Source organism: Comamonas sp. FG99 (assembly GCF_057808605.1).
Map to the genome: position 1 here is coordinate 140762 of NZ_JBMDII010000007.1, position 26080 is coordinate 166841.

At 67.0% G+C, this 26080-nt stretch carries 23 protein-coding genes; 11 read left to right on the forward strand and 12 right to left on the reverse strand.

Annotation, left to right across the window (positions count from 1 at the left end):
• Positions 1 to 35 precede the first annotated feature (35 nt).
• From ACODRX_RS07090 to ACODRX_RS07125, 8 genes are all read left to right on the forward strand, one after another.
• Complete coding sequence (locus ACODRX_RS07090; protein WP_488870522.1) at positions 36 to 1982, forward strand: AMP-dependent synthetase/ligase; 1947 nt, start codon at positions 36 to 38, stop codon at positions 1980 to 1982.
• A 12-nt stretch (positions 1983 to 1994) separates the two neighbouring features.
• Complete coding sequence (locus tag ACODRX_RS07095) at positions 1995 to 2780, forward strand: ABC transporter ATP-binding protein (RefSeq protein WP_488870523.1); 786 nt, start codon at positions 1995 to 1997, stop codon at positions 2778 to 2780.
• 17 nt (positions 2781 to 2797) lie between these two features.
• Positions 2798 to 3727 carry a branched-chain amino acid ABC transporter permease gene (locus ACODRX_RS07100; protein WP_488870524.1) on the forward strand — a complete coding sequence of 310 codons (930 nt, stop codon included), beginning with the start codon at positions 2798 to 2800 and terminating at the stop codon, positions 3725 to 3727.
• Positions 3724 to 3855, forward strand: coding sequence for a hypothetical protein (locus ACODRX_RS07105; RefSeq protein WP_488870525.1), 132 nt, complete (start codon positions 3724 to 3726; stop codon positions 3853 to 3855). Before ACODRX_RS07100 ends, ACODRX_RS07105 begins: the two co-directional genes overlap by 4 nt.
• An 18-nt stretch (positions 3856 to 3873) precedes the next feature.
• On the forward strand, positions 3874 to 4938 hold the full coding sequence (locus tag ACODRX_RS07110) for a branched-chain amino acid ABC transporter permease (protein WP_488870527.1): 1065 nt from the start codon (positions 3874 to 3876) through the stop codon (positions 4936 to 4938).
• Between the two features lie 180 nt (positions 4939 to 5118).
• Positions 5119 to 6429, forward strand: a complete 1311-nt coding sequence (locus ACODRX_RS07115) for an ABC transporter substrate-binding protein (protein ID WP_488870528.1) — start codon at positions 5119 to 5121, stop codon at positions 6427 to 6429.
• 116 nt (positions 6430 to 6545) lie between these two features.
• Positions 6546 to 7373 carry an ABC transporter ATP-binding protein gene (locus tag ACODRX_RS07120; protein WP_488870529.1) on the forward strand — a complete coding sequence of 276 codons (828 nt, stop codon included), beginning with the start codon at positions 6546 to 6548 and terminating at the stop codon, positions 7371 to 7373.
• 49 nt (positions 7374 to 7422) lie between these two features.
• Complete coding sequence (locus tag ACODRX_RS07125) at positions 7423 to 8670, forward strand: phenylacetate--CoA ligase family protein (RefSeq protein ID WP_488870531.1); 1248 nt, start codon at positions 7423 to 7425, stop codon at positions 8668 to 8670.
• Between the two features lie 25 nt (positions 8671 to 8695).
• On the opposite strand, the gene ACODRX_RS07130 is transcribed toward ACODRX_RS07125, so the two are convergent.
• From ACODRX_RS07130 to urtA, 7 genes are all read right to left on the reverse strand, one after another.
• Positions 8696 to 9058 (reverse strand): FmdB family zinc ribbon protein, encoded by a 363-nt coding sequence (locus ACODRX_RS07130; protein WP_488870532.1) that lies wholly within the window; start codon positions 9056 to 9058, stop codon positions 8696 to 8698.
• A gap of 10 nt (positions 9059 to 9068) precedes the next feature.
• A complete protein-coding gene (gene fmdA / locus ACODRX_RS07135; protein WP_488870533.1) occupies positions 9069 to 10292 on the reverse strand; it encodes a formamidase in 1224 nt (407 codons plus the stop codon).
• 57 nt (positions 10293 to 10349) lie between these two features.
• Complete coding sequence (gene urtE, locus ACODRX_RS07140; RefSeq protein WP_488870535.1) at positions 10350 to 11039, reverse strand: urea ABC transporter ATP-binding subunit UrtE; 690 nt, start codon at positions 11037 to 11039, stop codon at positions 10350 to 10352.
• 12 nt (positions 11040 to 11051) lie between these two features.
• A complete protein-coding gene (gene urtD / locus ACODRX_RS07145; RefSeq protein ID WP_488870537.1) occupies positions 11052 to 11795 on the reverse strand; it encodes an urea ABC transporter ATP-binding protein UrtD in 744 nt (247 codons plus the stop codon).
• Positions 11796 to 11811: 16 nt separating this feature from the next.
• Entirely contained in the window at positions 11812 to 12978 is a 1167-nt protein-coding gene (gene urtC, locus ACODRX_RS07150; RefSeq protein ID WP_488870538.1) for an urea ABC transporter permease subunit UrtC, read from the reverse strand.
• Positions 12979 to 13020: 42 nt separating this feature from the next.
• Positions 13021 to 13935: an urea ABC transporter permease subunit UrtB gene (urtB, locus tag ACODRX_RS07155; RefSeq protein WP_488870539.1), complete on the reverse strand. Its 915-nt coding sequence runs from the start codon at positions 13933 to 13935 to the stop codon at positions 13021 to 13023.
• Between the two features lie 95 nt (positions 13936 to 14030).
• Positions 14031 to 15278, reverse strand: a complete 1248-nt coding sequence (urtA, locus tag ACODRX_RS07160) for an urea ABC transporter substrate-binding protein (protein ID WP_488870540.1) — start codon at positions 15276 to 15278, stop codon at positions 14031 to 14033.
• A gap of 200 nt (positions 15279 to 15478) precedes the next feature.
• On the opposite strand from urtA, the gene ACODRX_RS07165 reads away from it, so the two are divergent.
• The 3 genes from ACODRX_RS07165 to ACODRX_RS07175 all read left to right on the forward strand — a co-directional run bounded on the left by ACODRX_RS07165 (position 15479) and on the right by ACODRX_RS07175 (position 20883).
• Positions 15479 to 18868 (forward strand): hybrid sensor histidine kinase/response regulator, encoded by a 3390-nt coding sequence (locus ACODRX_RS07165; protein WP_488870542.1) that lies wholly within the window; start codon positions 15479 to 15481, stop codon positions 18866 to 18868.
• 2 nt (positions 18869 to 18870) lie between these two features.
• Positions 18871 to 19761, forward strand: a complete 891-nt coding sequence (locus ACODRX_RS07170; protein WP_488870544.1) for a response regulator — start codon at positions 18871 to 18873, stop codon at positions 19759 to 19761.
• A 132-nt stretch (positions 19762 to 19893) separates the two neighbouring features.
• Positions 19894 to 20883 carry a tripartite tricarboxylate transporter substrate-binding protein gene (locus ACODRX_RS07175; RefSeq protein WP_488870545.1) on the forward strand — a complete coding sequence of 330 codons (990 nt, stop codon included), beginning with the start codon at positions 19894 to 19896 and terminating at the stop codon, positions 20881 to 20883.
• Between the two features lie 153 nt (positions 20884 to 21036).
• Here ACODRX_RS07175 and ACODRX_RS07180 read toward each other — a convergent pair whose 3' ends face one another.
• The 5 genes from ACODRX_RS07180 to ACODRX_RS07200 form a co-directional block, all read right to left on the reverse strand.
• Positions 21037 to 21378: a DUF1840 domain-containing protein gene (locus tag ACODRX_RS07180; protein ID WP_488870547.1), complete on the reverse strand. Its 342-nt coding sequence runs from the start codon at positions 21376 to 21378 to the stop codon at positions 21037 to 21039.
• Between the two features lie 24 nt (positions 21379 to 21402).
• Complete coding sequence (locus tag ACODRX_RS07185; protein ID WP_488870548.1) at positions 21403 to 22668, reverse strand: class I SAM-dependent methyltransferase; 1266 nt, start codon at positions 22666 to 22668, stop codon at positions 21403 to 21405.
• A gap of 71 nt (positions 22669 to 22739) precedes the next feature.
• A complete protein-coding gene (locus tag ACODRX_RS07190) occupies positions 22740 to 23357 on the reverse strand; it encodes a DUF2817 domain-containing protein (protein ID WP_488870549.1) in 618 nt (205 codons plus the stop codon).
• A 6-nt stretch (positions 23358 to 23363) separates the two neighbouring features.
• The gene (locus tag ACODRX_RS07195; RefSeq protein WP_488870550.1) at positions 23364 to 24575 is read right to left on the reverse strand and encodes a M20 aminoacylase family protein; all 1212 of its coding nucleotides are present in this window, start codon (positions 24573 to 24575) and stop codon (positions 23364 to 23366) included.
• 119 nt (positions 24576 to 24694) lie between these two features.
• Entirely contained in the window at positions 24695 to 25903 is a 1209-nt protein-coding gene (locus ACODRX_RS07200) for a hypothetical protein (RefSeq protein WP_488870551.1), read from the reverse strand.
• Between the last annotated feature and the right edge of the window lie 177 nt (positions 25904 to 26080).

Here is a 26080-nt window from a genome sequence, read left to right on the forward strand (position 1 = left end):
CCGACACCAGAACACTGTGCTGAGGAGACGACAGCATGTCCATGACGTTCCCGAAATTGCTGCTGCAACACGCCGCCGCACGCCCCCTGGCGCCAGCGCTGCGCGAGAAGGAATACGGCATCTGGCAGACCTATGCCTGGGGCGAGCTGCAGTCCCTGGTGGCGCAGCTCGCGGCCGGCCTGCACCAGGCCGGCCTGGCGCGCGGCGAGCACCTGGTGCTGATGAGTGGCAACCGCCCGCGCATCTATGCCGCGATGCTGGCCGCGCAGTCCATCGGCGCGATTCCGGTGCCGCTGTACCAAGACGCGGTGGCGGCCGAATGCATCTTCCCGCTGAACAACGCCGAGGTGCGCTTTTGCGTGGTCGAGGACCAGGAGCAGGTGGACAAGCTGCAGGAGCTGCGCGAGCCCTGCCCGCTGCTGGCGCACATCTACTACGACGACCCGCGCGGCCTGCGCAACTACGACGCGCCGGGCCTGGCGGCGCTGGACGCGCTGATCGATGCCGGCAAGGCCTTCCTGGCAGCCAACCCCGGCTGGTTCGAGGCCCAGGTGGCGGCCACGGACAGCCGCGACGTGGCGGCGATGTTCTTCACCTCGGGCACCACCGGCAATCCCAAGGGCGTGGTGCACACGCACGGCTCGCTGCTGGAGAGCGCCAGCGCTGGCGCCGAGTTCGAGCAGCTCACCGACAAGGAAGAGGTGCTGGCCTACCTGCCGCCCGCCTGGATCGGGCAGAACATCTTCAGCTATGCGCAATGGCTGGCCTGCGGTTATGTGGTGAACTGCCCCGAGTCCAGCAGCACGGTGAGCATCGACCTCAAGGAGGTCGGCCCCACCTACTACTTCGCGCCGCCGCGCATCTTCGAAGGGCTGCTCACCAGCGTGATGATCCGCATGGAGGATGCGGGCGCGCTCAAGCGCGGCATGTTCCGGCACTTCATGGAGGTGGCGCGCCGCGTGGGGCCGCAGCTCACCGACGGCAAGCCGGTGGGCCTGGTGGACCGGCTGCGCTACCGGCTGGGCAACTGGCTGGTGTACGGCCCGCTGCGCAACAACATGGGCTTTTCGCGGGTGCGCGTGGCCTATACGGCCGGCGAGGCGATCGGGCCCGACCTGTTCACCTTCTACCGCTCGATCGGCATCAACCTCAAGCAGCTCTATGGCTCGACCGAGACCGCGGTGTTCGTCTGCATTCAACCCGACAACCAGGTCTATGCCGACACCGTCGGCAACCCCATCCGCGGCGTGGAGCTGAAGATGGCCGACAACGGCGAGATCCTGGTCAAGTCGAAAGGCCTGCTCAAGGAGTACTACAAGAACCCCAAGGCCACGGCCGAGGTGCTGACCGAGGACGGCTGGTACCGCACCAGCGACGCGGGCTTCATCGACCCGTCGGGCCAGCTCAAGATCATCGACCGGGTGAAGGACGTGGGACGCCTGTCGGGCGGCGCCCACGACGGCGCCATGTTCGCGCCCAAGTACGTGGAGAACAAGCTCAAGTTCTTCCCCTTCATCAAGGAGGCGGTGGCGCTGGGCGACGGCCGCGAGAAGGTCTGCGCGATGATCAACATCGACTTCGAGGCGGTGGGCAACTGGGCCGAGCGCCAGAACCTGCCCTATGCCGGCTACACCGACCTGGCCGCCAAGCCCGAGGTGTATGCGCTCGTCAAGGACTGCGTGGAGAAGGTCAATGCCGACCTGGCCGGCGACCCCATGCTCGCCGGCTGCCAGGTCACGCGCCTGCTGGTGCTGCACAAGGAGCTCGATGCCGACGACGGCGAGCTGACCCGCACCAACAAGGTGCGCCGCGGCTTCATCGCCGACAAGTACGGCGTGCTGGTCGAGGCGCTGTACGCGGGCCGCAGCGAGCAGTTCATCGAGACCCAGGTCAAGTTCGAGGACGGCCGCACCGGCAGCGTGAGCGCGACGCTGAAGATCCTCGACGCCAAGACCTTCGCCCCGGTCCAATCCGCCGCCTGAGAGGAAACGCCCATGAGCAGCAAGAAAATCGGCGACGTCATTCTGGACATACAGAACATCAGCCTGCGCTTCGGCGGCGTGAAGGCGCTGACCGACATCTCGTTCAATGTGCGCGAGCACGAGATCCGCTCCATCATCGGCCCCAACGGCGCGGGCAAGAGCTCGATGCTCAACTGCATCAACGGCGTGTACGCGCCGCAGGACGGCTCGATCACCTTCCGCGGCCAGACCTTCGGCCACATGAACAGCCGCCAGGTGGCCGAGATGGGCGTGGCCCGCACCTTCCAGAACCTGGCGCTGTTCAAGGGCATGAGCGTGATCGACAACATCATGTCGGGCCGCAACCTCAAGATCAAGAGCAACCTGCTGCTGCAGGCGCTGCGCATCGGCCCGGCCCAGCGCGAGGAGATGCGCCAGCGCGAGTTCGTCGAGCACATCATCGACTTCCTGGAGATCCAGGCGCATCGCAAGACACCCGTGGGCCAGCTGCCCTACGGCCTGCAAAAGCGCGTGGACCTGGGCCGCGCGCTGGCGATGGAGCCGCAGGTGCTGCTGCTGGACGAGCCCATGGCCGGCATGAACGTCGAGGAAAAGCAGGACATGTGCCGCTTCATCCTCGATGTGAACGACGAGTTCGGCACCACCATCGTGCTGATCGAGCACGACATGGGCGTGGTGATGGACATCAGCGATCGCGTGGTGGTGCTGGACTACGGCAAGAAGATCGGCGACGGCGCGCCGGATGAAGTGCGCAACAACGAAGACGTGATCCGCGCTTACCTGGGCGCCAGCCACTGAGCCAAGGAGCAGGGAACATGGCATTTTTTCTCGAAACGCTGTTCGGCGGCCTGATGGTGGGCACCCTGTATGCGCTGATCGCGCTGGGCTTCGTGCTGATCTTCAAGGCCTCGGGCGTGTTCAACTTCGCGATGGGCGCGATGGTGCTGTTCGCGGCGCTGGCAATGGCCCGCTTCTCGGAATGGATTCCGCGCTGGCTGGGCCTGGAGCCGGGCTTCGTCACCACCGTGCTGGCGCTGGCCGCGGCCATGGCGGTGATGGTGGTGGTGGCTTGGCTGATCGAAAAGCTCGCGCTGCGCCACCTGGTCAACCAGGAGCCGATCACGCTCTTGATGGCCACGCTGGGCATCGCCTACTTCCTCGACGGCCTGGGCCCGCTGATCTTCGGCAGCTCGGTCTACAGCATCAACGTGGGCATGCCCAAGGACCCGAGCTTCGTGCTCGACAGCCTGTTCCAGGGCGGCGTGCTGATCAGCCTGGAAGACCTGTACTCGGCCTGCATCGCCGCGGTGCTGGTGACCGGGCTGTCGCTCTTCTTCCAGAAGACCAAGACCGGCCGCGCGCTGCGCGCGGTGGCCGACGACCACCAGGCCGCGCAGTCCATCGGCATACCGCTGTCGCGCATCTGGGTGATCGTGTGGTCGGTGGCCGGCGGCGTGGCGCTGGTGGTGGGCATCATCTGGGGCTCCAAGCTGGGCGTGCAGTACTCGCTGTCGCTGGTGGCGCTCAAGGCACTGCCGGTGGTGATCCTGGGCGGGCTGACCTCGGTGCCCGGCGCCATCGTCGGCGGCCTGATCATCGGCGTGGGCGAGAAGCTCTCCGAGGTCTACCTCGGCCCCATGGTGGGCGGCGGCATCGAGACCTGGTTCGCCTACGGGCTGGCGCTGTGCTTCCTGCTGTTCCGGCCGCAGGGGTTGTTTGGCGACAAGATCATTGATCGCGTATGAAATACGGGATCAATGAGCTTGCGAAGCCGGTGCCGTATTCGCGCCGCGAAGACGGTCATCGCGGCGAGGCGCCGCGATGGGCAGCCGAAGGCTGCGCCCACGTGTACAAGATCCTCCACCGCGCCTGAGCCGCAAGGAAGCAGCACATGTTTTATCGTGAAAACGGCCAGTTCAAGACCAGCTACACGGCCGACCAGCAAATCTTCCCGGTGCTGCAGGACCGCATCGCCATCCTCGCCATCCTGGCGCTGGCCTTCGTGGCCGTGCCGATGGTGGCCAGCGACTACTTCTTCCAGGCGGTGCTGATCCCCTTCCTCATCATGTCGCTGGGTGCCATCGGGCTGAACATCCTGGTGGGCTACTGCGGGCAAATCTCGCTGGGCACCGGTGCCTTCATGGCCGCCGGCGCCTACGCGGCCTACAACCTGCATGTGCGCTTCGAGGGCATGCCGCTGCTGCTGTCGCTGATCGGCGGCGGCCTGGTGGCCATGGCGGTGGGCGTGCTCTTCGGCCTGCCCTCGCTGCGCATCCGCGGCCTGTACCTGGCGGTGGCCACGCTGGCGGCGCAGTTCTTCATGGACTGGATCACCAGCCGCGCGGCCTGGGTGACGAACCACTCCTCGTCCGGTTCGGTGAGCGCGGGCAAGCTGTCGGTGCTGGGCTGGACGGTGGACACCCCGGTGGAGAAATACCTGCTGTGCCTGGGCATCCTGTGCGTGCTCGGCCTGCTGGCCAAGAACCTGGTGCGCGGCGCGATGGGCCGCGAATGGATGGCCATGCGCGACATGGACGTGGCCGCCAGCGTGATCGGCATCCGCCCCATGTACGCCAAGCTCTCGGCCTTCGCGGTCAGCAGCTTCATCGTCGGCGTGGCCGGCGCGCTGTGGGGCTTCGTGCACCTGGGCGCCTGGGAGCCGGCGGCCTTCAGCCTGGACCGCTCGTTCCAGCTGCTGTTCATGATCATCATCGGCGGCCTGGGCTCGATCGCCGGCAGCATCTTCGGCGCCGCCTTCTTCGTGTTGCTGCCCATCTTCCTGACCCAGGTGCCGCACTGGCTGGGGCTGCCGCTGTCGGCCGCCACCTCGACCTACCTGGAGCACATGGTGTTCGGCGCGCTGATCGTGTTCTTTCTGATCGTCGAGCCCCACGGCCTGGCCAAGCTGTGGGCCACGGCCCGCCAGAAGCTGCGCCTGTGGCCCTTCCCTCATTGATCGCTATACAAGTTTTTCAAACCGGTTTGCATTCGAAGCGAGAACAAGGCGCGAAGCCGCAGACAGTATTGATATACGGCAAGGCAGAGCAACGCAGCTATCGCTTTGAATGCAAGCCGGTCAAGCACCTCAGAGTGTTTTTTCAGGGTAGCCAATCCCACAACCCAAGGAGATAGAACCATGTCTTTCAAGAAAGCTGTGATCGCAGCGGCCACCGCCGCGCTGGGCATGGGTGCCCTGGTCGCCGCGCCAACGGCGCAGGCCCAGGAGCAGTTCGTGCCGCTCTTGGTGTACCGCACCGGCCAGTTCGCGCCGCTGGGCATTCCGTGGGGCGACGGCAAGCAGGATTACCTCAAGCTGGTCAACGCCAAGGGCGGCGTCAACGGCGTGAAGATCGCCTACGAGGAATGCGAGACCGCCTACGACACCGCCAAGGGCGTGGAATGCTATGAGCGCTTCAAGGTCAAGCCCGGCGTCTCCAGCTTCGACACGCAGTCCACCGGCATCACCTTCGCGGTCAGCGCCAAGGCCGCCGGCGACAAGATGCCGGTGGTCACGCCCGGCTACGGCCTGTCGCAGTCGGCCGACGGCCGTGCCTTCGAGTGGAACTTCCCGCTGCTGGGCAACTACTGGACCGCGGCCGACGCGATGATCCAGGACATCCTGAAGAAGGAAAAGGGCAACCTCAAGGGCAAGAAGATCGCCCTGGTCTACCACGACTCGCCCTACGGCAAGGAGCCGATCCCGCTGCTGCAAAAGCGCGCCGCCAAGGACGGCTTCGAGCTGCTGCTGCTGCCGGTGACCGCGCCGGGCGTGGAGCAGAAGTCCACCTGGCTGCAGATCCGCCAGAACCGCCCCGACTACGTGCTGCTGTGGTCCGCCGGCGTGATGACGCCCACGGCCGTGCGCGAGGCCCAGGCCACCGGCTATCCGCGCGAGAAGATGTACGCCATCTGGTGGGCCGGCTCGGACCATGACGTCAAGGACATCGGCGCCGGCGCCAAGGGCTACAACACCGTCACCATCCACAACACCGCCGAGCACGACAAGGTGCACGACGAGGTCAAGGCCATGCTCTACGACAAGGGCCAGGGCACGGCCTCCGACGCCAAGGAGCTGGGCCAGCTGGCGCATACCCGCGGCATGATGATCGCGATGCTGCAGGTGGAAGCCATCCGCGCCGCGCAGGAGAAGTTCGGCAAGGGCAAGGTGATGACCAGCGAGCAGGTGCGCTGGGGCCTGGAGAACCTGAACCTCACGCAGGAGCGCCTCAACGAGCTGGGCTTCGGCAAGATCCTGCGCCCATTCAAGACCAGCTGCGAGAACCACCTGGGCGCCGACTGGGCCCGCGTCGCGCAGTGGGACGGAAGCAAGTTCAAGCCGGTCTCCGACTGGTACCAGGCCGACAAGAGCCTGATCGATCCGCTGGTCAAGGAGTATGGCGAGAAGTACGCCAAGGAAAAGAACCTGCCGATTCGGAGTTGCAACTAAGCACAGAAACCATAGCTGCAAGCGCTTGACATGCAACGGTTTCAAATACAAAACCATTTGAAATCGTTGCATAAAAAGCGTCAGCAGCTCCCTATTCAATAGCAAACGGTGAGGCCATGAGCACATCCCCCCCCGCATCCACCGCCGCGCCGCTGCTCGTGGTCAACGGCATCGAGGTCATCTACAACCACGTGATCCTGGTGCTCAAGGGCGTGTCGCTCGCCGTGCCGCAGGGCGGCATCGTCGCCATCCTGGGCGGCAACGGCGCGGGCAAGACCACGACGCTGCGCGCCATCTCCAACCTGCTCAAGGGCGAGCGCGGCGAGGTCACCAAGGGCAGCATCGAGCTCGACGGCGAGCGCATCGAGAACCTCTCGCCGTCCGACCTGGTCAAGCGCGGCGTGGTGCAGGTCATGGAAGGGCGCCACTGCTTCGCGCACCTAACCATCGAGGAGAACCTGCTCACCGGCAGCTACACCCGCAGCGACAAGGGCGAGATCGCGGCCAACCTGGAGAAGGTCTACAACTATTTTCCGCGCCTGAAGACGCGGCGCACCAGCCAGGCGGCCTACACCTCGGGCGGCGAGCAGCAGATGTGCGCCATCGGCCGCGCGCTGATGAGCAACCCGCGCATGGTGCTGCTGGACGAGCCCTCGATGGGCCTGGCGCCGCAGATCGTCGAGGAGGTGTTCAACATCGTGCAGGACCTGAACCAGAAGGAGAAGGTCACCTTCGTGCTGGCGGAGCAGAACACCAACATGGCGCTGAAGTACGCCGACTACGGCTACATCATGGAAAGCGGCCGCATCATGATGGACGGCGCCGCCTGCGAGCTGGCGAGCAACGAGGATGTGAAGGAGTTCTATCTCGGTGTGGGCGGCGGCGAACGCAAGAGCTTCAAGGATGTGAAGAGCTACAAGCGGCGCAAGCGCTGGCTGGCCTGACCCCCGTCACGACCCAATGCCACAACCGCAACCCGCAGGAGATACCGGCATGAGCCCCTTCTACGACACCCTCGAAACCCGCGCCCCCGCCGAGCGCGAGGCCGACCTGCTCGCCCGCCTGCCGGCGCAGATCGCCCATGCCCAGCGGCATTCGGCCGCGTTCGCCCAGATCCTGCGCGGCGTGGATGCCGCCGGCATCACCAGCCGCGCGGCGCTGGCGCGGCTGCCCGTCACCCGCAAGAGCGAGCTGCTGGCGCGCCAGCAGGCCGAGCGCCGCCAGCACCCGTTCGGCGGCTTCAACACCCAGGGCTTCGGCCGCGCCATGGGCCGGGTGTTCGCCAGCCCCGGCCCCATCTACGAGCCCGAGGGCACGCGCGCCGACTACTGGCGCATGGCACGGGCCATCTACGCCGCCGGCTTTCGGCCCGGCGAGCTGATCCACAACAGCTTCAGCTACCACTTCGTGCCCGCCGGCGCGATGATGGAAAACGGCGCCCATGCGCTGGGCGCCAGCGTGTTCGCGGCCGGCACCGGCCAGACCGAGCAGCAGGTGCAGGCCATGGCCGACCTGCGGCCCGCGGGCTACATCGGCACGCCCAGCTTCCTGAAGATCCTGGTCGACAAGGCGGCCGAGATGCAGGTGGCGCTGCCCTCGCTCACCAAGGCGCTGGTCAGCGCCGAGGCCTTTCCGCCCTCGCTGCGCGACTGGCTGGCCGGGCGCGGCGTCACCGCCTACCAGTGCTATGCCACGGCCGACCTGGGCCTGATCGCCTACGAAACCGCGGCGCGCGAAGGGCTGGTGATCGATGAGAACGTCATCGTCGAGATCGTGCGCCCCGGCACCGGCGACCCCGTGCCCGAGGGCGAGGTGGGCGAGCTGGTGGTCACCAGCTTCAACACCGACTACCCGCTGATCCGCTTCGGCACCGGCGACCTGTCGGCGGTGCTGCCCGGCCCCTGCCCCACCGGCCGCACCAACACCCGCATCAAGGGCTGGATGGGCCGCGCCGACCAGACCACCAAGGTGCGCGGCATGTTCGTGCACCCCTCGCAGGTGGCCGAGATCGCGCGGCGCTTTCCGCAGGTGCTGCGCGCGCGCCTGGTGGTCACCGGCGCCATGGCCAGCGATGCGATGACGCTGAAGGTGGAAACGCGCGAGATCGCCGCCGGGCTGGCCGAGCAGATCGCCGGCGTGGCCCGCGAGGTGACCAAGCTGCGCGCCGAGGTCGAGCTCGTCAACCCGGGCGAGCTGCCCAACGACGGCAAGGTGATCGAGGACGCGCGCAGCTACGACTGAGCGCGCATCCGGGCAAAGCCCCGCTTCAGTGGCTGATCATCCAGGGGCGGCGGCCGACCTGCGCCTTCAGGCCCGCGCCGCCGTTGCCGGCCTGCGCGGCCGCCTTGCCCTTGGGCGTGCAGCAGCCGCAGCCGCTGGGGTGGCGCAGGCGGCCATAGCTGCCGGGCTCCACCTCGCGCGAGGAGCGGGGCGCGTGGCGCGCGCGTTCGTTGACCTCGGCGGCGCGCCGCTGCTGCGGCGTGGTGCAGGCCAGGCGCGGCGCGTGCGCGAACACGCGCTGGGCAGCCGCGCCGCACCATGGGCAGGCGCAGGGCTGGTTGCGCTCGCTCAAGGCACGCAGCGCGTCGAATTCGCCGCAGTCCGCACAGGCATAGTCGTAGGTCGGCATGGGCGGCTCCTTACTTGTCGAACGAGATCGGCATGTCGATGCTGCCGTCCAGGTGCTTGATGGGCCCGGCGGCGCAGGGGTTGATGTCGAAGTCGAAGATCTGCGTGGGCAGCCACAGCGTGGCGCAGGCGTTGGGGATGTCGACCACGCCGCTGATGTGGCCCTGCACCGGCGCGGTGCCCAGGATGGAGTAGGCCTGCGCGCCCGAGTAGCCGAACTTCTTCAGGTACTCGATGGCGTTGAGGCAGGCCTGCTTGTAGGCCACGTTCACGTCCAGGTAGTACTGCTTGCCCGATTCGTCGACGCTGATGCCCTCGAAGATCACATAGTCGTTGTAGGTCGGCGTGATGGGGCTGGGCTTGAAGATCGGGTTCTTGATGCCGTACTTGGCCATGCCGCCCTTGATGAGCTGCACCTTCATGTGCACCCAGCCGGCCATCTCGATGGCGCCGCAGAAGGTGATCTCGCCGTCGCCCTGGCTGAAGTGCAGATCGCCCACCGACAGGCCGGCGCCGTCCACGTAGACCGGGAAGAAGATCTTCGAGCCGCGCGAGAGGTCCTTGATGTCGCAGTTGCCGCCATGCTCGCGCGGCGGCACGGTGCGCGCTCCGGTGGCGGCGGCCTTATCGCGCGCCTCGCCCGCCATCTGGCCCATGTGGGCGGTGGTGGCCCAGGGCGGGTTGGCCAGGTTGCCCTCGGGGTTGGTGGCGATCAGCGCCTGCTCGCGCGCGTTCCAGGCTTCGAGCATGGCGTGGTCGGGCAGGGTGCCGATCAGGCCGGGGTGGATCAGGCCCGCGTAGCGCACGCCGGGGATGTGGCGCGAGGTGGTGAACATGCCGTGGAAATCCCAGATCGACTTTTGCGCCGACGGGAAGTGGTCGGTCAGGAAGCCCCCGCCGTTGTTCTTGCTGAAGAAGCCGTTGAAGCCCCACAGGCTGTCCTCCTTGGCGCCGATGTCGAGCAGGTCCACCACCAGCAGGTCGCCGGGCTCGGCGCCCTTGACGCCCACCGGGCCCGAGAGGTAGTGCACCGTGGTCAGGTCCACGTCGCGCACGTCGTCGGCGCTGTCGTCGTTCTTGATGAAGCCGCCGGTCCAGTCGTAGGTTTCGAGCACGAACTCGTCGCCGGGCTGGACCCAGCAGGCCATCGGGATGTCGGGGTGCCAGCGGTTGTGGACCAGCGGGTTGTCCGTGGCGGCCTGGTTCAGCTCGACCTTGATGAGGGTTTCAGCCATGTGATGTGCTCCTGGGTTGGTGGACAAAGTGGATCGGATGGTCAATCGGCCGGCCGATCAGACCGACAGATAGGACTTGATGTGCGCCTCGTTGGTGCTGTCGCGGCCGGTCTCGTGCACGAAGCGCCCGCCCTCGATCACGAAAAGCCGGTCGGCGACCTCCATCGCGAAATGCAGCACCTGCTCGGACACCACGATGGTGATCTCGCGCATGCGGCGGATCTCGTTCAGCGCCTTGGCGATGTCCTTGATGATGGACGGCTGTATGCCCTCGGTCGGCTCGTCGAGCAGCAGCACCTTGGGGTTGGTGACCAGCGCCCGCGCGATCGCCAGCTGCTGCTGCTGGCCGCCCGAGAGATTGCCGCCCTTGCGCCGGCGCATGTCCCACAGCACCGGAAACAGCGCGAAGATCTCGTCGGGGATGCGCTTGTCCGCGGCATTCTCCAGGCCGGTCTCGATGTTCTCCTGCACCGTGAGCGTGGGGAAGATCATGCGGCCCTGGGGCACGTAGGCAATGCCCTTGGCCACGCGCTGGTAGCTCTCGTCGCGCGACACGTCGTTGCCGGCCACCGAGACCTGGCCGCTCTTGATCGGCAATAGGCCCATCAGCGCCTTGAACAGCGTGGTCTTGCCCATGCCGTTGCGGCCCATGATGGCCACGGTCTCGTTCGCCTTGCCGGCGAACGAAATGCCGTGCAGCGCCTCGCTCTGGCCATAGGCCACGTGGATGTTGTCGACATTCAGCATACGGCTCCTCCCTCAATGGCCCAGGTAGACATCGATCACTTTGGGGTTGTTCTGCACCGCCTCCATCGAGCCCTCGGCCAGGATCTTTCCCTGGTGCATCACGGTGACCTTGTGCGCGATCTGCGCGACGAACTCCATGTCGTGCTCGATGACGATGACCGAGCGCCCCACGCAGATGCGCTTGAGCAGCTCGGCGGTGAGCTCGCGCTCGCGCGCGCTCATGCCCGCGATCGGCTCGTCCAGCATCAGCAGCTCGGGCTCCTGCATCAGCAGCATGCCGATCTCCAGCCACTGCTTCTGCCCGTGCGACAGCAGCCCGGCCTCCAGCCCGAGCACGCCGGCCAGGCCGATCTCGGCGGCCACCGCCTGCACCCGCTGGCGCACCGCATCGCTGCACTTGAAGCGCAGCGCGCCCCAGACCGAGCGGCCCTGCGGAAACGACACCTCCAGGTTCTTGAATACGCTCAGGTTCTCGTAGATCGACGGCGTCTGGAACTTGCGGCCTATGCCCTTGCGCACCCGCAGGTACTCGTCGATGCCGGTCAGCTCCTCGTTCCGGAATTTGATGCTGCCGCTGCTCGCCTTGGTGCGGCCGCATATCAGGTCGAGCAAGGTGGTCTTGCCGGCGCCGTTGGGCCCGATGATGACACGCAGCTCGTTCTTGTCAACATACAGCGTCAGATCGTCTATGGCCTTGAAGCCGTCGAATGACACCGACAGGTCTTCCACCGCCAGCGCGAAGTTGGTATTGCTCATGCTGCCTCCGTATCCGTCAAGCCTTCAGGGCCGGGCCCGCCGCGCCGCCCGCTGCCGGCCTGGGCGCGGGCACGCCCGCACTCGCCGGCGCGGGCCGCGCACCCGCCTTGCCGCGCGCCAGCCAGGGCTTGAGCCGGGACTGGTACAGCCCCGCCAGCCCGTCGGGGAAGAACATGGTCACGCCGATGAACAGCGCCGCCATGCAGAACATCCACAGGTCGGGGAAGGTCTCGGAGAAATAGGTCTTGCCGAAGTTCACCAGCAAGGCGCCATACACCGCGCCGACCAGGCTCATGCGCCCGCCCACCGCGGCGAAGATGACCATCTCGATGGACGGCACGATGCCCACGAACGATGGCGACATGAAGCCCACCTGCAGCGCGAAGAGCGCGCCGCCGATGCCCGAGACCGCCGCCGCCAGGCAGAACACGAAGACCTTGAACATGGCCACGTCGTAGCCCGAGAAGCGCACCCGGTCTTCCTTGTCGCGCATCGCCAGCAGCAGGGTGCCCACCTTGCCCTTCTGGATCCACAGGCACAGCAGCACCGACAGCAGCAGCAGGCCGCAGCAAGCGAAGTACAGCACGTATTTGGCGCTGTCGGTACGGATGTCCCAGCCGAGCATGGTCCTCAGGTCGGTCATGCCGTTGACGCCGCCGGTGTAGCCCTGCTGGCCGATGATGAGCACCGTCAGGATCAGCGCCACCGCCTGCGTGATGATCGCGAAATACACGCCGCCGACGCGGCGCCGGAACATCGCGTAGCCGACCACGAAGGCCAGCAGCGCCGGCACCAGCACCACCGCGATCAGCGCCAGCGGCAGGTGCTCGAACGGCTTCCACCACAGCGGCAGCTGCGTCAGCTGGTTCCAGTCCATGAAGTCGGGAATGCCGGGCGTGCTCTGGATCCTGGTGCTGGCCGCGTCCGAGGCCTCCAGCTTGAGGAACATGGCCATCGCATAGCCCCCCAGCCCGAAGAAAACGCCCTGCCCCAGGCTGAGCACGCCGCACCAGCCCCACAGCATCACCAGCCCCACCGCCACGAAGGCGTAGCACAGGTACTTGCCCACCAGGTTCAGGCGGAAGATGTCGAGCGTCAGTGGAAACACCGCCAGCAACACCACCGCCAGCAAGGCCACACTGCCCAATCCGCTCTTGCCCAACCAGCGTCTAAAGTCTGTCATTTCCTGTTCCTCGCTATCCGGTATGCACCGTATCCATGCGCCTCAGCGGCGCACCTTGCTGGCAAAGAGGCCCTGCGGGCGGATCATCAGGATCACCACGATGAGCGACAGCGTCAGCACCTTGGCCATCGAGCCCGTCAGGAAGAACTCCGAGATCGACTGCGCCTGCGCGATGCCGAAGGCCGAGGCCACCGTGCCCAGCAGGCTGGCCGCGCCGCCGAAGGTGACGACCAGGAACGAATCCACGATGTACAGCGAGCCCGAGGTCGGCCCGGTCGAGCCGATGGTGGTGAAGGCCGCGCCGGCGATGCCCGCCACGCCGCAGCCGATGGCGAAGGTGAGGCGGTCGGTCTTCTTGGTGTTGATGCCGATGGCGTTGGCCATGGCGCGGTTGCTCACCGTCGCACGCACCCGCAGGCCCCAGCGGCTGCGGTACAGCGCCAGCAGCACGCCCGCGGTCACCAGCGCGGCCAGGCCGAGCACGAACAGGCCGTTGATCGGGATGTCCAGCCCTTCGCTGGGCGACCACGAACCCATCAGCCATTCGGGCAGCGTGGGGCTGACCTCCTTGGGGCCGATGGCCGAGCGAAACACCTGCTGCAGGCCCAGGCTCAGGCCCCAGGTGGCCAGCAGGGTGTCGAGCGGGCGCTTGTACAGGTGGCGGATCAGCGCCCATTCGAGCAGCCAGCCCAGCACGAAGGCGAACACGAAGGCGGCCGCGATCGACACCGGGAAGTAGTACGGCATCAGCGCCGGAAAGCTCGACTCCACCAGGCTCGAGAACATGAACACGGTGTAGGCGCCGATGGTCATGAACTCGCCGTGCGCCATGTTGATCACGCCCATCTGGCCAAAGATGATGGCCAGGCCCAGGCCCATCAGCAGCAGCACGGCAAACAGGCTCAGCCCGGCAAAGCCTTGCATCAGCGCGATATTCGTCATCTCGGAAAAGCTCATGGCTATCTCTTCGCAGGATGTTCAGGTGAGGGGCCGGCAAGGGGCACGGCCCCTTGCCACGGTGCCGCGCCGCGCGCGGCTTCATTGGCTGCCGGTTACTGGTAGCCCTTGGGGAACGGATCGGGCTTGATCAGCTCGGGCGACTCGGCCACCACCTTGAAGCTGCCGTCCGGCTGCCCCTGGGCGATGCGCGACTTGCTCCACAGGTGGTGGTTGGCATCGACCTTGACATAGCCCTCGGGCGCGGTCTTGAGCTCGATGCCGGGCGATGCGGCGACCACCTTGTCCACATCGAAGCTGCCCGCCTTCTCGACCGCGGCCTTCCACAGCCAGGGGCCGAGGTAGCCGGCCTGGGTCACGTCGCCGATGACCGACTTGGCGCCGTACTTGGCCTTGAAGGCCTCGACGAACTTCTTGTTGTTCGGGTTGTCCAGCGTCTGGAAGTACTTCATGCTGGAGTAGAAGCCCGCGAAGTTCTCGCCGCCGATGCCCAGCATCTCGTCCTCGGTGACCGACAGCGTGAGCAGGAACTGCTTGTCGCCGGTGATGCCCGCCGCCTTGAGCTGCTTGTAGAAGGCCACGTTCGAGCCGCCCACCACCGCGGCGAAGATCAGGTCGGGCTTGGCCACCTTGATCTTGTTGATCAGCGAGTTGAAGTTGGTGTTGCCCAGCGGGTAGTACTCCTCGCCCACCACCTTGCCCTTCTGGAAGGCCTCGATGTGCTTGCGCGCGATCTTCATCGAGGTGCGCGGCCAGATGTAGTCCGAGCCCACCAGGAACACCTTGCCGGCCTTCTTCTCCTTCTTGGCCCATTCCAGGCCCCACAGGATCTGCTGCGTCGCCTCCTGGCCGGTGTAGATCACATTCTTGCTCTGCTCCAGGCCTTCGTAGAAGGTGGGGTAGTACAGCAGGCCGTTTTCTTTCTCGAAGATCGGCAGCACCGCCTTGCGCGAAGCCGAGGTCCAGCAGCCGAACACGGTGGCCACATGGTCGTTGATCAGCAGCTTCTTGGCCTTCTCGGCAAAGGTCGGCCAGTCGGATGCGCCGTCTTCCTTGATCACGCGGATCTTGCGGCCCAGCACGCCGCCCATGGCGTTGATCTGGTCGATGGCCAGCTGCTCGGCCTGGATGGAGCCGGTCTCGGAGATCGCCATGGTGCCGGTCGACGAATGCAGCTGGCCGACCACGACCTCGGTGTCCGTCACCGCCAGCTTGGTGGTGTTGACCTGCGCGGTGGGCGGCGTCTGGGCGCTGGCCAGCATGGGCAGGCCCGCCATGCCGATGGCGCCCAGGCCCTGGAGCAGGCGGCGGCGGCGCAGGGAGCTATTCGAGTCGGAAGTCATGCTTTTCTCCTCAAGTGGTAACGGGTTGGAACCTGTTGCGAACTCTAGGAGCGCGGCGGCGAAGCACCCATACGTCATTTGACGTAGCCACCATTCAAGCCATTGTTTTATATGAATATTATTTTGATGCAGCGCAGCATTTCAGAAATCGGGTATGAATATTGCTTTATCTCTTGATGCATCCACCCGAACCGCTTTCCATGGGCCAAGCTTCCCAGAAGATCTTTCCGATCCGCCGCCAGTACAACGCCTGGGTCGCCGACGAGACCATGGAGGACTATGCGCTGCGCCACACGCCGCAAAGCGCGCGGCGCTGGAGCGAATGGCAGTTGGTGAACACCGCGATGGGCGGCCTGTCCTTCCTGGCGCTGGAGGCCATCGGCGCCGCCATCGCGCTGGCCTACGGCTTCACGAACGCGGCCTGGGCCATCGCGGCCATGGGGCTGGTGATCTTCCTGACGGCGCTGCCGATCTCGGTGTGCGCCGCGCGCTACGGGCTGGACATGGACCTGCTCACCCGCGGCGCCGGCTTCGGCTACCTGGGCTCGACCCTCACCTCGCTGATCTACGCCACCTTCACCTTCATCTTCTTCGCGCTGGAGGCCGCCATCATGGCGCTGGCGCTGCAGATGGCCCTGGGCTGGCCCCTGGTGGCCTGCTACATCGCATCTGCGCTGGTGGTGATTCCGCTGGTGCTGTACGGCATCACCTTCATCTCGCGCCTGCAGGCCTGGACCCAGCCGCTGTGGGCGCTGATGCTGCTGGCGCCCTACCTGTGGCTGGCATTCGCCCACCCCCGCTTCGCGCACGAGATGACCGGCCTTGCCGGGCTGGTCTCGGGCAGCGCGGATTTCAGCTGGCTGTATTTCGGCTCGGCCTCCACGGTGATCTTCGCGCTGATCGTGCAGGTGGGCGAGCAGGTGGACTACCTGCGCTTCATGCCCCGGCGCACGCCCGCCAACCGCTGGCGCTGGTGGATCTGCGTGCTGCTGGGCGGCCCCGGCTGGATCCTGATGGGCATGCTGCGCATGCTGGGCGGCGCATTCCTGGCCTATGTGGCGCTGCAGTATGGCTCAAGCGTGGCGCAGGCCTCTGATCCGACGCACCTGTACCTCGCCGCCTTCTCGGCGATGCTCGGCGACTATGGCGCGGCACTGTGGGTCACGCTGGCCTTCGTGGTCATCGCGCAGATCAAGATCAACGTCACCAACGCCTATGCCGGCTCGCTGGCCTGGTCCAATGTGTTCTCGCGCCTCACCCGCAGCCATCCCGGGCGCGTGGTCTGGCTGGTGTTCAACGTGATGATCGCCACGCTGATCATGACGCTCGGGGTCTTCGGCGCGCTGGAGAAGGTGCTGGGCATCTACAGCAGCATCGCGGTCGCCTGGGTGGGCGCGCTGGTGGCCGACCTGGTGATCAACAAGCCGCTCGGACTGAGCCCGCCGGGCGCCGAGTTCCGGCGCGCCTACCTGTACGATCTCAACCCGGTCGGCCTGGGCACCATGCTGATCGCGGCGGCGGTGGCCGGCATCGCGTATTCGGGCGTGCTGGGCGACATGGCCAGCGCCTTCGCGCCCCACATCGCGCTGGCGCTGGCGCTGCTGGTGTCGCCGCTGCTGGCCTGGGCCACGCGGGGGCGCTGGTACATCGCCCGCCAGCCCGAGAGCTTCGAGCAGCCCACGCTCATCTGCGCGGTCTGCGAGAACCGCTTCGAGCGCGCCGACATGGCCCGCTGCCCCGCCTACGGCGCGCCCATCTGCTCGCTGTGCTGCTCGCTCGACTCGCGCTGCCAGGACCGCTGCAAGCCCGCCAACGCGCGCGCCAGCGTGCAGTGGCGCAGCCTGGGCGAGCGGCTGCTGCCCCCGCCGATCAGGCACAGCATCAACTTCCGCCTCGCCTCCTATGCCGGCACGCTGGTGCTGCTGGCCAGCCCGATGGCGCTGGCGCTGCTGGTGGTGTACTGGCAGGAGAGCCTGGGCGCCGCAGCCGGCAGCGAGATGAAATGGGCGTTCCTCAAAGCCTTCTCGCTGCTGATGCTGCTGTGCACGCTGTATGCCTGGTGGGTGGTGCTGGCCAACGACAGCCGCCGCATGGCGCGCGAAGAGTCCGAGCGCCAGACCCAGATGCTGCTGCAGGAGATCGAGGCGCACACGCGCACCGACCTTCAGCTGCAGGCGGCCAAGGAGCATGCCGAGGCCGCCAACCAGGCCAAGTCGCGCTATGTGGCGGGTATGGCGCACGAGCTGCGCACGCCGCTCACCAGCATCCTCGGCTATGCGCAGCTGCTGCTCAAGCGCGACGACCTGCCCGCCTCGGCACGCGAGAACATCGCCACCATGCTGCACAGCGGCCAGCACATGCATTCGCTGATCGACGAGCTGCTGGAGCTGGCGCGCATCGAGGCCGGCCGCCTGCGGCTCGACCCCGCGCCGCTGCGGTTTCCCGAGTTCCTCGACACCGTGGACCGCATGGTGCGGCCGCAGGCGCAGGCCAAGGGCCTGCAGTTCCACCTGCGCACCCAGGGCCGGGTGCCGCAATGGGTACGCGCCGACGCCAAGCGGCTGCGCCAGATCCTGATCAACCTGCTGAGCAACGCGATCCGCTTCACCGACAGCGGCAGCATCGGCCTGCAGGTCAACTGCCACAGCGACGTGGTGCGCTTCGACATCATCGACACCGGTATCGGCATCGCGCCGCAGGATCAGGAGCGCATCTTCATGCCCTTCGAGCGCGGCAGCGCCGGCCGCCGGGCATCGAGCACCGGCACCGGCCTGGGCCTGACCATCACCCGCATGCTGACACTGCTGATGGGCGGAGAGCTGACGCTGGCCAGCACCCCGCAGGGCAGCACCTTCTCGGTGCGCCTGTACCTGAGCGAGATCCACACGCCGCCGCAGGACGACGGCAGCCTGCGGCCCCGCAGCGCCATCGCGGGCTACCGGGGCGGGCGCAAGACCCTGCTGATCGTCGACGACCAGCCCATCCACCGCCAGCTGCTCGCGGGGGTGCTGATTGCGCTGGGCTTCATCGTGCGCGAAGCGGCCAGCGGTCGCGAGTGCCTGGAGATCATCCGCGATGCGCCGCCCGACGCCCTCCTGCTCGACCTGAGCATGGACGACCTCACCGGCTGGCAGACCGCGCAGCTGGTGCGCCGGCAGTACGGCCCCGCGCAGCTGCCCATCGTCATCGTCTCGGCCGACCTGTTCGAGAACCTGCCCGAAAACCTGCAGCGCGCGGCCTGCCAGGCCTTCGTGGGCAAGCCGGTGCTCGAATCCGAGCTGCTCGACACCCTGGCCCGGCTGCTGGCGCTCGAATGGACCGAGGGCACGCTGGTGCAGCCGCAGCTGGGCATCGCGGCCTCGGCCCCCTCGCCAGCGCCGGCCGCACCGCTGCCCGCCGCGCTGCATGCCGACCTGATCCGGCTGGCGCGCTTCGGCAATGCCACCGGGCTGCGCAGAATGATCGAGGCGGCCCAGACCGGCTACCCCGAGCTGCGGCCTACGCTGCGGGCGCTGGATGCCGCGGCGCAGCGTTTCGACTTCCCCGCCGTGCTCGGCATCCTGCAATCCGGCGCAGCCGCCGAATCCTAGCCATGCCCTTGACCATCCCCCATGCCGGCGTCGTCCTCATCGTGGACGATGCGCTCGAAACCCTGGGCTTTCTCTGCGACGCACTGAGCCAGGAGTCCTACACCGTGCTGGTGGCGCGCCATGCCGCCGAAGCCATGGAGCGCTTCGAGATGGCCACGCCCGACGCGGTGCTGCTCGACTGCGTCATGCCCGGCGAAGACGGCTTCGCGCTGTGCCGCAGGATCAAGGCCCGGCCCGCATGGGCCCATGTGCCGGTGATCTTCATGACCGGCCTGTCGGAGACCGACCACATCGTCGAAGGCTTTGCCAGCGGCGGCGTGGACTATGTGGTCAAGCCGGTCAGGCTGCCCGAGGTGCTGGCCCGGCTGGCGCGCCACATGCACAACGCCAACGCAAGGCGGCTGGCGCAGGCCGCGGTGGACGTGGCGGGCATGGGCACGGTGGTGCTCGACCGGCAGGGCCGCATCGCCTGGCATTCGCCGCAGGCCTCGGTCTGGCTGGAGCTGGCCTTCGGCAGCGACGGGCCGGCTGCCGGCGCCTGGCTGCAATCGGCCCATGCCAGCCGCGAAAACCGCATCGCCTGCGGCAAGGGCAGCCTGCTCGCGCGCCATGTGGGTGAGGTCGGCATCGGCGAATCGATGCTGGTGCTGCGCCTGGAAAACGCCGGCGCCGCCGCGGATGCGGGCTCCAGTGCGCAGCGCCTGCAGGACGCGGCGCTGACGCCGCGCGAGACCGAGGTGCTGGGCTGGCTCGCCAAGGGCAAGACCAACCGCGACATCGCGCAGATCCTGGGCCTGAGCCCGCGCACCGTCAACAAGCACCTGGAGCATGTGTTCGAAAAGCTCGGCGTGGAAACCCGCGCCGCGGCCGCGGCCATCGCCAGCGCCTTTTGAGCTGGCTCAAGCCGGGGGCTTTCACACCAAAAACTGCAGCAATATCCTGAAAAAACAGGGGTTTCCCCATGAAAACCGCGATAAACGCTCGGTAATATTGCGGCCTTTAACGTTTTCTATCGGAGACTCTCTATGCGCAGCAAGATCATGCAGTGGAGCGCAGTGGCGCTGGCAGCCCTGGCGGCGGTTGGCGCACATGCCGACGATGCCTACCCGGCCAAGGCCATCACCATCATCGTCCCCTTCACCGCTGGCGGCCCCACCGACCGCGTGGCCCGCGACCTGGCCGAGGCACTGCGCAAGCCGCTGGGCGGCGCCACCATCGTGATCGACAATGCCGACGGCGCCGGCAGCACCATCGGCATGGCCAAGGCCGCCCGCGCCAAGCCCGATGGCTACACCCTGCTGCTCAACCACATCGGCGTCGCCACCGCGCCCATCCTGTACCGCAAGCTGTCGTTCGACGTGCTCAAGGACTTCGAGTACCTGGGCATCATCAACGACGTGCCGATGACGCTGATCGGCAAGCCCGGCCTGCCGCCCAACAACTTCAAGGAGCTGAGCACCTGGATCGGCGCCAACAAGGAGAAGGTCAACCTGGCGAACGCCGGCATCGGCTCGGCCTCGCACCTGTGCGGCCTGCTGCTGCAGAACACGCTCAAGGCGCCGATGACGCCCGTGCCCTACAAGGGCGCCGCGCCCGCGATCGCCGACCTGATGGGCGGCCAGGTCGACCTGCTGTGCGACCAGACCACCAACACCACCGGCCAGATCGAGGCCAAGAAGGTCAAGGCCTATGCGGTGACCACCAAGCAGCGCCTGAGCACGCCCTCGCTCAAGGACCTGCCCACGCTCGACGAGTCGGGCCTGAAGGGCTTCGAAGTGACCATCTGGCATGGCCTGTACGCGCCCAAGGGCACGCCGGCAGCGGTGCTCAAGAAGGTCAACGACGCGCTCAAGGTGGCGCTGAAAGACCCCGAATTCATCAAGCGCGAAGAGCAGCTGAGCGCGGTGGTCGCCAACGACAAGCGCGTGGAGCCGGCCGGCCACAAGGCCTTCGTGCAGGCCGAGATCAACAAGTGGACCCCGATCATCAAGGCCGCGGGCGCCTACGCGGACTGATCCACCCGCGCTCACAAAAAAACGACTGCCGCGGCAGTCGTTTTTCATCGCCGGGCCGCCCCAAGATGAAAAACGCCCCCTCGGGGGGCAGCGGCTACACGCAGTGAGCAAGCGTGGGGGGCATTTTTCAATGGGGCTCGTCGCGCCGCAAGCTCACACGCCCCAGGTCACGTCGTAGCCCTCGGCGGCGCTGCGCTGCAGCATGTCGATGAAGGGCACCGCGCGCTGCTTCAGGCCCACCAGGTCGTCCACCACGTCGTCATCGTCAAGGCCGCGCTTTTCGGCGTGGATGTGCACCGCGTCCACCGCCTTTTCGCCGGCGGCCTCGCGCGCCATCGCGGCCTTGAGCGCATCGATCGCGCCGGGGATCTGATCCACCGTGATGATGCCCTGCTTGGCATGGGAGTCCTTGCCGATGATGTGCAGGATCTGCCGGCCGTCCGCCTCGAGCAGGATGACATTGGCGGTGGCGCGGGATGAAAACTTGTAGAGCATGGCAGCCTCCTAAAGCAGGGTGAATCAACGATACATGTAAGCCCTGGTGAACGGGTATTCTGATTGTGCCCCAGGCATGGTGCCTGTAAGCATAGACCCATCCGGCGAGACAGCCAACATCTGGTGCAGCGCCACCCAGCCATGCTCGAAGCCGGTGGCGCAGCCGGCCAGGTACAGGCGATAGGCGCGCAGGGTTTTTTCGGCCTGTGCGGCATCGCCCTTTTGCCGCAGCACCGCCCGCGCCTCGGGCAGCCGGGCCTCCAGCGCGTCCGACCAGGCCCATAGCGTCTTCGCATAGTGGGGGCGCAGGTTATCGGTATCCACCATCTCCAGGCCCGCATGGGCCATCTCCTGCAGCACCGCGCTCACATGGATCAGCTCGCCGCCGGGGAAGATGTATTTCTCGATGAAGTCGCCCATGCCCGCGCCCAGCTGCTCGTTCTCGGTGCCGCCGGCGGTGATGCCATGGTTCATCAGCAGCCCGCCAGGCTTGAGCAGCCGCCTGATGGTACGGAAGTACTCCAGCATGTGCGCCTTGCCCACATGCTCGAACATGCCGACCGAGGCGATCTTGTCGAAAGGCTGCCCGGGCTCCAGCTTGCGGTAGTCCAGCAGCAGCATGCGTACCTGGCCCGACAGGCCCTTTTGCTCGATCAGGCGCTGCACATGCGCATGCTGGTTCTTCGACAGCGTGATGCCGGTGGCCTCGACGCCATAGTGCTCGGCGGCCCACAGCAGCAGCCCGCCCCAGCCCGCGCCCACGTCGAGAAAGCGCTCGCCCCGGGCCAGGCGCAGCTTGCGGCAGATCAGCTCGAGCTTGGCCTCCTGCGCCTGGGCGAGGCCCATGCCGGGCTCGGCATAGTAGGCGCAGGAATAGACCCGGCGCGGGTCCAGCCACAGCGCATAGAAGTCGTCGGACACATCGTAGTGGAACTGGATCTGCTCGGCGTCCCTGGTCAAGGTGTGCAGCGCGGCCGAGCGCGAGCGCGCCAGCAGCCGGCTCCACCAGGTGGAACGCGCATGCACCGGGTCGGCCGGCATCAGCGCCACCGCGGCGGCCATGGCGTCGCGCATGGAGCCGTCCACCTCCACCTGCCCCTCGACGATGGCGCCGCCCACCACACCCACATCACCCGCTGCCAGGGCCGCCAGCGCCGCCGCGCTGCGGCAGTGCAGGCGCACCCGGGCGTCCTGCCGCGAACCCACCCACTCGCCGCCTGGCAATTCCAATGCAACAGAGACCGGCAATGCCGCCAGCCTTGCTTCCAGTTTCGACTGCAACATATTCATGACAGCCATTGTGGGCAGGCCGACGGCGGCGTCAATGGACGTTGTCTGACACCGCAACAGTTGGCTGTCGCCTATGCAAACTGCGCCAGCGCCTCGAACAGCGCCGGGCGCGAGCGGCTGATGGCGATGCCCTTCCAGGTATCGGGATGCAGCGGCGTCTGCGCGGCGCGCGGCGCTGGCGGGTTGGCCGCCTCCAGCGCCAGCTGGGCGCAGGCGGCGCCGGGGCAGGCCTGCGCCACCGCCTGCCGAAGGGCATCGTCCTGCGGCTGCCCGCCCAGCGCCAGGCAGCGCACCGCGCCAGCGAACGCCGCCTGCTCGCGCAGCACCGCCTGCAGCGTGGCCTGGCGCCAGCTGCCGGGCGGCCCATCCGCAGCCAGCCAGGGCTCGTGCACATAGAGCACCGCCACGCCGGCCGCATGCGCGCGGGCGCGCCAGTCCTCGTCGCCCAGCGCAAACGCCAGCACGCCACTGCCGGCCGGGCTGCCGGCATTCGCCAGCACCAGCAGGCGCGCAGCAGCCCCGCCAGGCGCAAGCTCCAGCGCGACATCGGTCGCCAGCGCCGTGCCGTCCGCGCCCGGCACCGGGCAGGCATGCGACTGCAGTGCCATGCCGGCGATCACCGCGCCCTCCAGGAACAGCTTGCGCGCCTGGCCGTAGCTGCCGGCAAAGCACTGCGCGAGAGGCAGCATGGCGGCTCAGCGCGCCGCGGTGGGCTGCGCCAGCCAGCGGGTTGCCAGCTGCACCCAGTAGGTCGCGCCCAGCGGAATCAGGTCGTCGTTGAAGTCGTAGCTCGGGTTGTGCAGCGTGCAGGGCCCGCCGCCATGGCCGATGTCACGATGGTCGCCATCGCCATTGGCGATGAAGCAATAGGCGCCCGGCTTGGCCTGCAGCATGTAGGCGAAGTCCTCGGCGCCCATGGTCGGCTCCTGCGCCCGCACCCGCTCCTCGCCCACGATGTCGACCATCACCTGCCGCGCGAAGGCAGCCTCGGCCGGCGTGTTCACCGTGGCCGGATAGTTGCGGTTGAAGTGGAACTCGCAGCGCGCGTTGTTCATCGCGCAGCAGCCCTCGGCGATCTGGCGCATGCGGTCCTCGATCAGGTCCAGCACCTCGGTGCTGAAGGTGCGCACCGTGCCCTGCAGCTCGCAGTGGTCGGGTATCACGTTGTTGGCTTCGCCCGCGTGGATCATCGTGACCGAGATCACGCCGGTGTCGATGGGCTTCTTGTTGCGGGTGATGATGTTCTGGAACGCCGCCACCATCTGGCAGCCGATCACCACCGGGTCCACGCCCATGTGCGGCATCGCGCCATGGCCGCCCTTGCCGTGGATGGTGATCCTGAAATCGTTGCTCGACGCCATCACCGGCCCGCTGCTCACCGCCATGTTGCCGGCCGCCATGCCGGGCCAGTTGTGCATGCCAAAGACCGCGTCCATGGGGAACTGCTCGAACAGCCCCTCCTTGATCATTTCGCGCGCGCCGCCGCCGCCCTCCTCGGCGGGCTGGAAGATCAGGTACACCGTGCCGTCGAAATCGCGCTGGCGCGCGAGATGCTGGGCCGCGGCCAGCAGCATGGCGGTGTGCCCGTCGTGGCCGCAGGCATGCATCTTGCCGCTATGCCGGCTGGCGTGCCCGAAGGTGTTGGACTCCTGCATCGGCAGCGCGTCCATGTCGGCGCGCAGGCCCACGGCCCGGCCGCAGGCGCCGCCGTCGCGCCCGTGCACGATGCCCACCACGCCGGTGGTGCCCAGGCCGCGGTGGATGGGAATGCCCCACTCGGTCAGCTTTTGCGCCACCAGGTCGGCGGTGCGCACTTCCTCGAAGCACAGCTCGGGGTGGGCATGGATGTCTCGGCGCAGCGCGGCGATGCCTGCGGCCTGGGTCACGATGGAGTCGATCAGCTTCATGGGATTTTCCTTGTCTCTGAACGTGTTTACGTTCTCAGGCGCTCGATCATGCCATTGTCGCAAAGCCCGGCCGCAAAAGAACAAGGGCTCCTTGCGGAGCCCTTGTTTTACAAGCCCTGTCAGCCGCGCAGCCGGCGCCAGCCCAGTGCCGCCAGCATCATGGCCAAGGCCGCCAAGGCCCATTGGCCGGCGACAGGCACCGGATTCGGCGCCACGGGCGGAGGCGGCGTGACCGGCGGCGCCGGAATCACCACCGGCACGATGTCGCTGTAGGGACTGGTGCCGTCCGGGTTGGTGCCGTTGAGGCGCAGGTAGTAGGTGCCAGGAGCCAGGCCAGGAAAGTCAGCCCCGGTGATGCGGCGGCTGGTGTTCGCGCCCGGCACGGTGATCTTGGTCCAGTTGACCTGGTCCCGGCTGATCTCCAGCGAATAGCTGGTGATGTCGTCGGCCAATGGGGGCCAACTCGCGTCGATGGCCGCGGGCGGATTGGAGCCCGTGGCGCTCAGCACCGGCGCCAGCAGCGGGGTGATCTGCTCGAAGACCACGGTCTCCGTCCAGTTGCGCGCCATCACATAGAGATACTGGCCGGCGGGATCGACCGCCAGCGGCGTGGTGTAGTAGTTGCCGCCCGGTGTGCCATATCCGCTCACCGTGGCCACCTTGGCGCCAGCCGGGTCGTATTTCTCGAGCTGGTAGTCGGCCTCGGCTCCATTCCAGATCCAGTTGGAGATGTAGACATAGCCCCGCTGGTCGACGGCCACACCGCCCACGGTACCCTTCGCGATCGGGCCGACCGTGCGCAAGGGCTTGCCATCCGGGTCGAACACCTGCACCACATTGCTGTCGATGGCGGCAACATAGATGTTGTTGTGTGCATCCACCGCCGTCTGGACGGCGGCCATGCTGCGCTGCCACTTCACATTGCCCGCGAGGTCGGTCACCAGCACGCCGTTTTCGTTGCTGCCGGGCAGGCTGCGGGCGGCGATCACCAGCCTGCCCGCCGAGTCGCCCACCATGCCCCAGATACCGTCGCCATTGCCACCTGGATTCACGACGAATGCCGTGCCCTGGTCCTGCCCGCCGGCGTCGAACTTGCGCACCTCGCCAAAGAACCAATAGTACGGAACATAGTAGGTGCCGCCCGACACCACCGGCCCCGATGGGCTGGCCGAGCCCTGGGTCGGGAAGCTCAGTAGCGGGCTCTGCCCGCCCGGCCCCCTGGGCAACACGGTCACCCGGTGGTTGTGGCCGATCATCACATTGCCGGTGGCCGGATCGACGTTCAGGCCATTGGCCCAGTCAACCACCGTGATGGGTGCCCTGGTCACATAGTTATTGCTCTCGGCCGCGCCTGCTGGCACAGCAAGCGCGAGCCCCAGGGCCCCGGACAGCACCCAACGGCACATACGAACCAACGCACGCGCGGCACTATGCGCCAGCCTCGGCTTGAGGCTTGAGGCTTGAGGCTTGAGGCTTGAGGCTTGAGGCTTGAGGCTTGAGGCTTG